Raw genomic sequence first — 7,918 nt, forward strand, 5'->3', positions numbered from 1 at the left:
GCCCGCGGGGGCCCTGCGGGGGCTTGCGAGGGGCCCGCGTCGGGTTGTTCTGGCCGGAGCGGTGGGCGCTGCTCGTGCCGGTGCGGGACGAGCGGTGGGCGGCGGCGCATGATCGGTGGGCGGTGGTGCCGGCCGGGGCGGTGCTCGTGGGCGTGCCGGGTGCGGTGGAGCCGTTGCGGCGGCGGGTCCGGCTCCAGTACGTCGAGTGGTTGTGCAAAGGGGCGCATCCGGCCTGCGCATCCGGCCTGAAGGCTCCGGTTCACCGGCCTCTCCGACAGCCACCAGTTGTGCGGTTACGCTGCCCCTCGTGGACCTCAAAGCCGTACGGGCCTTCGTCGCGATCGCCGACTCCGGGCAGTTCCAGAAGGCCGCCGTGGATCTGGCCCTCACCCAGCAGGCCGTCTCCAAGAGGATCGCCGCGCTGGAGAAGGACCTCGGGGTGCGGCTGCTGGTCCGTACACCGCGCGGGGCGGAGCTCACCATCGACGGGCAGGCTCTGCTGCCGCACGCCCGGGTCCTGCTCCGGGCCGAGGAGCGGGCGACGGCCGCCGTGCGGCCCGGTGACCGGGCGCTGCGGGTGGACGTCGTGGGGCGGCGGGCCGCACCCGGCGGGCTGGTGCAGCACTTCCACCGGGCGCACCCGGAGACCGCGCTGGACGTCGTCACGCTGTTCGACTTCGAGACGGCCGTGACAGCCCTGCGGGACGGGGCCGTCGACGCCACCTTCCGGGCCGTCACCATGCCCGGGCAGCGGCTCCCCGAAGGCATCACGGCCACCCCGGTCCTCGACGAGCCGCTGCGGCTGTGCGTCGGCCCCGGCCATCCGTTCGCCCGGGCCGACCGGGTGACGACCGCGCAGCTCGCCGGGCACCGGATCTGGATGCCGGGGAACGTGTCCGGGACGGAGTGGCACGCCTACTACGAGGAACTCGCCGCGGACTTCGGCCCGGCCATCGACACCATCGGGCCCAACTTCGGCCTGGAGGCGCTCCTCGACACGATCGCCGGGTCCCCGACCGTGGCGACCTTCCTCAGCGAACGCACCCCGCACGTCTGGCCGGTCGACCACGACCTGCGGCTCGTCCCGCTCGTGGACCCGGTCCCGGTCTACCCGCACTCACTGCTCTGGCGCACGGACAACCCGCATCCGGGCCTGACGGCCCTGCGCGACTACCTGGTGGCGACCCGGCCCCGACCGCCGGAGGGCGAGCTCTGGAGGCCGTCCTGGGCGCAGTGACCGGGGCCCGAGTCCTGAGCGGCGCGACAGTCAGGTGGTGACATACGTGAGGAACGACGCCCAAGGGGTCACGCCGAACACGAGTATCGGGCCTTGGGGCTGCTTGCTGTCGCGGACCGGGATGATGCCGGGGCAGTTGTCGGCGACCTCGACGCAGTCGTTGGCTCCCCCTTCGCTGTAGCTCGACTTGCGCCACTCCGTGGCGCTGAGGTCGGGGGTACCCGTCATGGTCAGTGCTCCTTCACTACGTCCCTGATGAAGGCGAGCGAGTCCGACGGGGACAGCGCCAGATCGCGGAGCCGATCGTAGGACAGCCGCTGCCGCAGAACTTCGTCCGGATCTTCGATCAACCGGCTGCAACCGTTGCCTTCCTTGTAGGCAACGGCAACCCCTTCCCTCTGCCAGAGGAGCGTCAACGACCCGTTCATATGGTGATGCGCGCCCGTCGAGAACGGCAGTACCTGGAGCGCCACGTTTGGCCACAACGCGGCTGCCTCAAGATGAAGCAGCTGGTCCTGCCAGGTCTTGCCCCGGGCAGCGGGGCGTCGGAGCGCGAACTCGTCCATGATGATCCGGACCTCAGGCTCCGGCTTCTGCCTCAGCAGGTACTGACGTCCGAGCCGCGCCGCCACCTGCTCCTCGACAGCCTCGTCACCGTCGGCCGTTGTCTGAGCCCCAGACAACACCTCCCGGGCGAAGTCCTCCGTCTGAAGAAGTCCTGGAATCCCCAGCGAGAACACCCACATGATCCGGGCTGTCGCCTCCGCAGCCATGTACGACTTGTACTGGTCCTTGAACGCATCCAGCCGAGCCGCCTTCCAGTGGCTCAAAAGCAGGTCACCCGTGCCGTAGTACCCGTCCAGGTCCTCCATGACCGTCACCTTGGAGAGCCGCTGGCCGGACTCGAGTCGGCTCAGATAGCTCTTCTCGTAGCCGGTCTCGTCGGCCAGCTGCCCCAGTGACTTCCCGGCCTTCTCCCGCAGGACCTTCAGCGTCTGCCCGAGCATCGCCCGCCCGGAGACCGGCTCCGCGTCAACCTTCTCGCCCACGTCATCCCTCCCCGTTGCCTGAGCGCCAGACAACACCGGACCTCTTCCGCAGCGTACGCACGATCAGTGATCATCGAGGCGCGAACGGTAATCACCGCACGTCATGCCCATCCTCTGCCCTGAGAAGGGACACCCTCGTGCGCCTGCACATCGCCGAACTCTGCGAGCTCCTGCTGCTCGCTCTCCTGCGGAGCCTGCTGCCCGCGCGAGGGCGTCATCGAGCGGTGTCGGCCCGGCGGCCGTCGGTGCTTCCCCACTTCCCGCCGGTCCCCAGCCCTCGGCCGCCGGAACCCCTGGTCCTGGACAGCCCGCTCGTCCGGCCGTACCTGCGCGCCGAGGAGGTGTTCGTATGAGGCTGCTCCCCTGGACCGGGACCGACGGACGGCCCTGCTACCTCAGCACCGACGACCCCGACAGCCGCCTCTCCCGGCTCGCCGATGACATCGAGGCCGTTCAACTGGCCTCCGCGGAGCAGGTGCTCGCCGGCGCCGGGGCCGTACTCGGCGATGCCGGGGCCGGTGAGCACGCGCTGCGTTTCGCACTGGTCAGGGCGGTGGAGTCGCTGGGGGAGGTCCTGCGCGTCGCGGCGAGCCGGGGCGAGCGCATCGCCCACCGGCGGGCCTGACGCCTACCCGAGCCGCTTCTCCAGCAGCGTGAAGGACTTGGGCGCTCCGCCGGGCTGCGGCTTGCCCTCCTTGCGCCCCACGACCCGGTAACCGGCGCCGACGTAGTACGCGTTGAGCTGTGCGTTGCCCGCGAGGCAGTCCAGGCGCACCCGGGTGCGTCCCGCCTCGGCCACTCGGCGCTCGGCGGCGTCCAGCAGCAGCCGGCCCGTCCCGGGCGCGGTGGCGGTCCGGTCCACCATCAGCCGGTGCACGTACCCGGCCACGGGCGGCTGCGGGCCCCAGGCGTCCTCGTCCTCCCACCACAGCTCCCAGGCACCGGCGATACGCCCGTCGGCCTCCGCCAGCCAGACCTCGCCGTGGGCCATGACCCGGCGGAAGTGGTCCTCGTCCAGCTCACCCGGCCGCCACTGCCCGGTGACGCCACGGGCCAGCATCCAGCGGGCGGCGTCATCGCGGAGCCGGACCAGGGCGGCGAGGTCGGACGCGGCGGCCGGGCGGACGCTCAGGCCCGGTATCGCGGGAGAGCTCACGTCTCCGTCCGGTACATCAGATCCACCTCGTGCGTGGTGAACCCCAGCCGCTCGTACACCGACACCGCCGCCTTGTTGTCGGCGTCGACGTAGAGCATCGCCGTCGGCAGCCCCCGCCCCGCCAGATGCCGCAGCCCGATCGTGGTGAGGGACTTGCCGAGGCCGCCGCCCTGCGCGCCCGGACCAACGCCGAGGACGTACACCTCGCCCAGGCCCTCCTCGGCGTGCACCTTGGTCCAGTGGAAGCCCACGAGTTCGTCTCCGCGGAAGGCGAGGAAGAACCCCGCGGGGTCGAACCACGGCTCGGCCTTGCGGTCGTCGAGGTCGCGCTGGGTGAGGGAGCCCTGCTCGGGGTGGTGGGCGAAGGCGGCGGCGTTGACCGCGAGCCAGGCCGCGTCGTCCTCGCCGGGGACGAAGGAGCGGACCGTGACTCCCTCGGGGAGCACCGGGTCGGGCGCGTCGAAGTCGGTCAACGGCCGCCGCATCTGGCGCAGTTCACGGAACAGGGTCAGGCCGAGGACCTGGGCGAGGTGCCGGGCTGCGGAGTGCCCGCCGTGCGCCCAGACCCGCAGCCGCTTTCCCGACGCGGCCAGCAGCGCCGAGCCGAGCGCGCGTCCGTGCCCGTGCCCGCGATGCCCGGGGTGCACGACCAGCTCGGCGGCCGGCGGCTCCACCGGGTCCGTGTCCTCCAGCTGGGCATAACCCACAAGTTCCCCGCCGGCGGTGAGCAGCAGGTGGGACACGCCCTCCCGCTCGCCGCCACGCAACTGCAACCGGCCCTGTTCGGACACCGCCTGCTGACCGTCGGTCCGGGCCGCCTCGTCGAGCAGTCCGAGCACGGCCTCGGTCTGCTCCGCGGAGAGCGCGGCAAGGGTCTCGATCGAGCGGGGGCTTCCGGGCCGTACGGTGTCGTCGCTGGTCATGCGTACGAGGGTACGGGGCGCCACCGGCAAATCGGCGGCAAAGAAGCAACCAGGTCGTAACCACGAAAGGCCTGTCGCGCTACGCGCGTTGACTCTAGGCTGCGCCGGACGACATCACTGTCCCAGCAGACCCACAGGGGGGCGTATGCCAGCCAGTTCACCGGCGCATCCAGAGCGTCGGAGACGTCGTACGAATCGTTTCGCCGCTCTCGCCGCCGGTGTCGTCACCGCCGGCGCGCTGGCCGCCGCGGGGCTGCCCGGGTCGGCGACCGCCGGCGAGGACCACCGTAAGGGCGGGCACTGGCCCGGCCGCTACCAGGACGTGCAGCTGCTGTCCTTCAACGACCTGCACGGCAACCTGGAGCCGCCGGCGGGCTCGTCCGGCCGGGTCACCGAGCACCAGCACGACGGCACGACGAAGACCATCGACGCCGGTGGCGTCGAGTACCTCGCCACGCACCTGCGGCAGGCCCGCAAGGGCGAGAAGTACTCCGTCACGGCCGCCGGCGGCGACATGGTCGGTGCCTCACCGCTGATCTCCGGGCTCTTCCACGACGAGCCGACCATCGAGGCGCTGAACAAGCTCGACCTCGACGTCACCTCGGTCGGCAACCACGAGTTCGACGAGGGCGCCAAGGAGCTGTCCCGGCTGCAGAAGGGCGGCTGCCACCCGAAGGACGGCTGCTACACGGACAAGAGGTTCAAGGGCGCCGACTTCCCCTACCTCGCGGCCAACGTCCTCGACGAGAAGACGAAGAAGCCGATCCTCAAGCCCTACTGGGTGTGGAAGAAGAACGGCGTCAAGGTCGGTTTCATCGGCGTGACCCTGGAGGGCACCCCGGACATCGTCTCCGCCGAGGGCGTCAAGGGCCTGTCCTTCAAGGACGAGGTCGAGACGATCAACAAGTACGCCAAGGAGCTCCAGCGCAAGGGCGTGAAGTCGATCGTCGCCCTCATCCACGAGGGCGGCTTCCCGGCGTCCACGTCGTACAACTACGACTGTGACTCCCCGGGCGCGGGCGACGGCGTCTCCGGCCCGATCGTCGACATCGCCAAGAACGTCACGCCGCAGGTGGACGCGTTGGTCACCGGCCACACCCACAACGCGTACGTGTGCAGCATCGCCGACCCGGCGGGCAAGCCCCGCATGGTCACCTCGGCCGCGTCCTTCGGCCGCCTCTACACCGACACCACGCTGACGTACGACCGCAGGACCGGCGACATCGCCCGTACGGCGGTGAAGTCCGCGAACCGCGTGGTCACCCGGGACGTCCCCAAGGCGCCCGACATGACCGAGCTGATCAGCAAGTGGAACACGCTGGCCGCGCCCATCGGCAACAAGCCGATCGGCTACATCTCCGGCGACATCGGCAACACCGGCACCGAGACCCCGCTCGGCGACCTCATCGCCGACGCCCAGCTCGCCCACGGCAAGCAGCTCGATGCGGAGACGGACCTGGCGCTGATGAACCCGGGCGGTATCCGGGCGCCCCTGACCTACGCGGCCAAGGCCGGTGAGGGCGACGGTGTCGTCACCTACGCCGAGGGCTTCACGGTCCAGCCGTTCGCGAACACCGTGAACCTCCAGGACTTCACGGGGGCGCAGCTGATCCAGGTGCTCAAGGAGCAGGTGTCCGGCCCGAACGCGGCGGCCCCGAAGGTCCTTCAGGTCTCGTCCGGCCTGACCTACACCCTGGACCTCACCAAGTCCGGCGCCGACCGGGTGGTCACGGACAGCATCAGGCTGAACGGTTCGGCCATCGACCCGGCGGCCACCTACCGCGTCGCGACGAACAGCTTCCTCGCGGGCGGCGGCGACGGCTTCCCGACCCTCGGCCAGGGCACGAACGACGTCGTCGGCGCCGACGACCTGACCGCGCTGGAGCAGTACCTGACGGCCAACTCCTCGGCCGCCGAACCGATCGCCCCGCCGAAGGCGGACCGCATCACGATCGTGAAGTAAGTCGCATACCCGGGGTTCAGGTTGCGGGACGGGGCGGTGCGCATGGTCGGATGAGACGATGCGCACCCCCCACCGCATGGACACGCATCATCCCGACGACCGCTCCGAGCAGCCTCGCGACCCCTATGAGGAACTCGGCGCACTCGACGACGGGCCTCTGGAGGCGACCCCTCTGGAGGACTTCCTCGGCGAGGACGCCGAGCAGCGGCACGTACCGGAGCCGGACTGGTCGCCGCCCGGCCACCGCCGCGGCGGCCGACGGCGAAAGAATCGTTTCGCCGGACTGCCGCTCGCCGTGAAGGCGGTCGTCGGCCTGGTCGTCCTCGCCTCGTTCGCCGCTCTCGGCGACCGCTGGGCCGTGCTGTACGCCGAGCACCGGGCCGCGGACACGCTCAAGGACCGCCTGGACCTGGCCGCCGCGCCCGAGGTGGAGATCGGCGGCTTCCCCTTCCTCACCCAACTCGCCGAGAAGCGGCTGGAGTCGGTGAAGGTGACCGTCCCGGACGTCGCCGCCGACCGGGTCTCGCTGGCCAAGGTGTCGGCAACGGCCCACGATGTACGGCTCAACGCCGACGGCCTGACGTCCGTGCGCGGCGCCGACGTCCCCCGGTTCGACGGGGACGTCGTGCTGTCCTTCGAGGACCTCAACCGCGAACTCGGCGCCTCCCAGGTGACGTTCACCGGCGAGGGCCGGGACCGGGTGCGGGCCCGCGGCACCCTGCCGGTCGCCGGGCACAACCTCAAGCTGCGGGCCGAGGCGCGGATCCAGCGGCAGGGGGAGCGGGGCATCGCCACGGAGATCGGCGGTATGCGCCTGGACATCGGGGACCTGGCCACCTACCGCCCCGGCAAGCGCGCCTCGGAGGGACTGCACCTGACGCGCAAGGCGTCCGCCGACCTGGCCAGGGAGACGCAGAAGGCCAAGGCGCTGCTGTCGGTCCCGGCCATCGTGCAGCGCATGGGCGTGCCCGAGGCGACCGTGGACCAGGCCCTGGCCGACGACGGCAAGCTCGCCGAGCTGACCGGTTCCCCGCGCTTCGCCCGCCAGGCGGAACGCCTGAACCTCATCGACCTCGCCCTGAACAACCCCGAGGTGCTCAAGCGCCTGGGCCTCGACCCCGACCTCCTCGGCGAGTTGTCGGGCCTGACCCGCCCGGTCCTGGCCGACCGGCTCGCCCTGGCGTTCGAGCTGCCGAAGCCGGAGCAGGGCGACGTGAAGCTGGAGGACGTACGGGTGGAGGAGGACGGCATCCGGGTGCGGCTGTCGGGCTCGGGGCTGACGGTGGGCGACTGAGGACGCCCGCGACCTGTCGCCGTCACCCTCGGACGGAGAAATCATCCGGAACCGGTCTGGCCTCGGGGCCGTAGGTGAAACTTGTGTGCTGATGTGTTGACCTCTGTTCGGCTTCCCTTCTAGTTTCGTGCTCCCGTGAGTGGTCCGCTGATGGGCTGCTCACCTTCGCACATGCTCAGAAGGGGATGTCGTGCCTCAAAAGAACCACCGCGGAACAGCTTGCGTGGGGGCGCTGCTGGCCTGCGTCACGGCATTCGGTGGAGCGCTCGCCTCCCCCGCGGCCGCCTCTCCCGCCC

Annotated in this window: 10 protein-coding genes; 5 read left to right on the plus strand and 5 right to left on the minus strand. The window is 70.9% G+C overall.

Features of this window, described 5'->3' with window-relative positions; all coding sequences use genetic code 11:
* A partial coding sequence (locus C1J00_RS46015) for a hypothetical protein (RefSeq protein ID WP_219728389.1) occupies positions 1–217 on the minus strand: 217 nt, incomplete at its 3' end.
* A gap of 90 nt (positions 218–307) precedes the next feature.
* Between C1J00_RS46015 and C1J00_RS33485 the strand changes: the two genes are divergently transcribed.
* Positions 308–1,237, plus strand: a complete 930-nt coding sequence (locus C1J00_RS33485) for a LysR family transcriptional regulator (protein WP_102912729.1) — start codon at positions 308–310, stop codon at positions 1,235–1,237.
* Between the two features lie 30 nt (positions 1,238–1,267).
* Here C1J00_RS33485 and C1J00_RS33490 read toward each other — a convergent pair whose 3' ends face one another.
* Positions 1,268–1,465: a DUF397 domain-containing protein gene (locus C1J00_RS33490; RefSeq protein ID WP_102912730.1), complete on the minus strand. Its 198-nt coding sequence runs from the start codon at positions 1,463–1,465 to the stop codon at positions 1,268–1,270.
* Between the two features lie 2 nt (positions 1,466–1,467).
* The gene (locus C1J00_RS33495; RefSeq protein ID WP_180989786.1) at positions 1,468–2,286 is read right to left on the minus strand and encodes a helix-turn-helix domain-containing protein; all 819 of its coding nucleotides are present in this window, start codon (positions 2,284–2,286) and stop codon (positions 1,468–1,470) included.
* A gap of 137 nt (positions 2,287–2,423) precedes the next feature.
* Between C1J00_RS33495 and C1J00_RS33500 the strand changes: the two genes are divergently transcribed.
* Both C1J00_RS33500 and C1J00_RS33505 read left to right on the plus strand, forming a co-directional pair.
* Positions 2,424–2,639 carry a hypothetical protein gene (locus C1J00_RS33500; RefSeq protein ID WP_102912731.1) on the plus strand — a complete coding sequence of 72 codons (216 nt, stop codon included), beginning with the start codon at positions 2,424–2,426 and terminating at the stop codon, positions 2,637–2,639.
* A complete protein-coding gene (locus tag C1J00_RS33505) occupies positions 2,636–2,911 on the plus strand; it encodes a hypothetical protein (protein ID WP_102912732.1) in 276 nt (91 codons plus the stop codon). Before C1J00_RS33500 ends, C1J00_RS33505 begins: the two co-directional genes overlap by 4 nt.
* Positions 2,912–2,914: 3 nt before the next feature.
* Here C1J00_RS33505 and C1J00_RS33510 read toward each other — a convergent pair whose 3' ends face one another.
* Together C1J00_RS33510 and mshD are read right to left on the minus strand one after the other, a co-directional pair.
* Positions 2,915–3,442 carry a GNAT family N-acetyltransferase gene (locus C1J00_RS33510; RefSeq protein WP_245936602.1) on the minus strand — a complete coding sequence of 176 codons (528 nt, stop codon included), beginning with the start codon at positions 3,440–3,442 and terminating at the stop codon, positions 2,915–2,917.
* Positions 3,439–4,365, minus strand: a complete 927-nt coding sequence (gene mshD, locus C1J00_RS33515) for a mycothiol synthase (RefSeq protein WP_102912733.1) — start codon at positions 4,363–4,365, stop codon at positions 3,439–3,441. Before mshD ends, C1J00_RS33510 begins: the two co-directional genes overlap by 4 nt.
* A gap of 145 nt (positions 4,366–4,510) precedes the next feature.
* On the opposite strand from mshD, the gene C1J00_RS33520 reads away from it, so the two are divergent.
* Together C1J00_RS33520 and C1J00_RS33525 are read left to right on the plus strand one after the other, a co-directional pair.
* Complete coding sequence (locus C1J00_RS33520) at positions 4,511–6,328, plus strand: bifunctional metallophosphatase/5'-nucleotidase (protein WP_102912734.1); 1,818 nt, start codon at positions 4,511–4,513, stop codon at positions 6,326–6,328.
* Positions 6,329–6,386: 58 nt separating this feature from the next.
* Entirely contained in the window at positions 6,387–7,622 is a 1,236-nt protein-coding gene (locus C1J00_RS33525; RefSeq protein ID WP_102912735.1) for an LmeA family phospholipid-binding protein, read from the plus strand.
* Positions 7,623–7,918: the final 296 nt, after the last annotated feature.

Source organism: Streptomyces cahuitamycinicus (assembly GCF_002891435.1).
Taxonomy (GTDB): domain Bacteria; phylum Actinomycetota; class Actinomycetes; order Streptomycetales; family Streptomycetaceae; genus Streptomyces; species Streptomyces cahuitamycinicus.

Bases quoted from the DNA above. Each gene is read 5' to 3' on its own strand.
- mshD (WP_102912733.1), bottom strand. From the start codon at position 4,365: ATGACCAGCGACGACACCGTACGGCCCGGAAGCCCCCGCTCGATCGAG.
- C1J00_RS33490 (WP_102912730.1), bottom strand. From the start codon at position 1,465: ATGACGGGTACCCCCGACCTCAGCGCCACGGAGTGGCGCAAGTCGAGC.
- C1J00_RS33520 (WP_102912734.1), top strand. From the start codon at position 4,511: ATGCCAGCCAGTTCACCGGCGCATCCAGAGCGTCGGAGACGTCGTACG.
- C1J00_RS33525 (WP_102912735.1), top strand. From the start codon at position 6,387: ATGCGCACCCCCCACCGCATGGACACGCATCATCCCGACGACCGCTCC.
- C1J00_RS33505 (WP_102912732.1), top strand. From the start codon at position 2,636: ATGAGGCTGCTCCCCTGGACCGGGACCGACGGACGGCCCTGCTACCTC.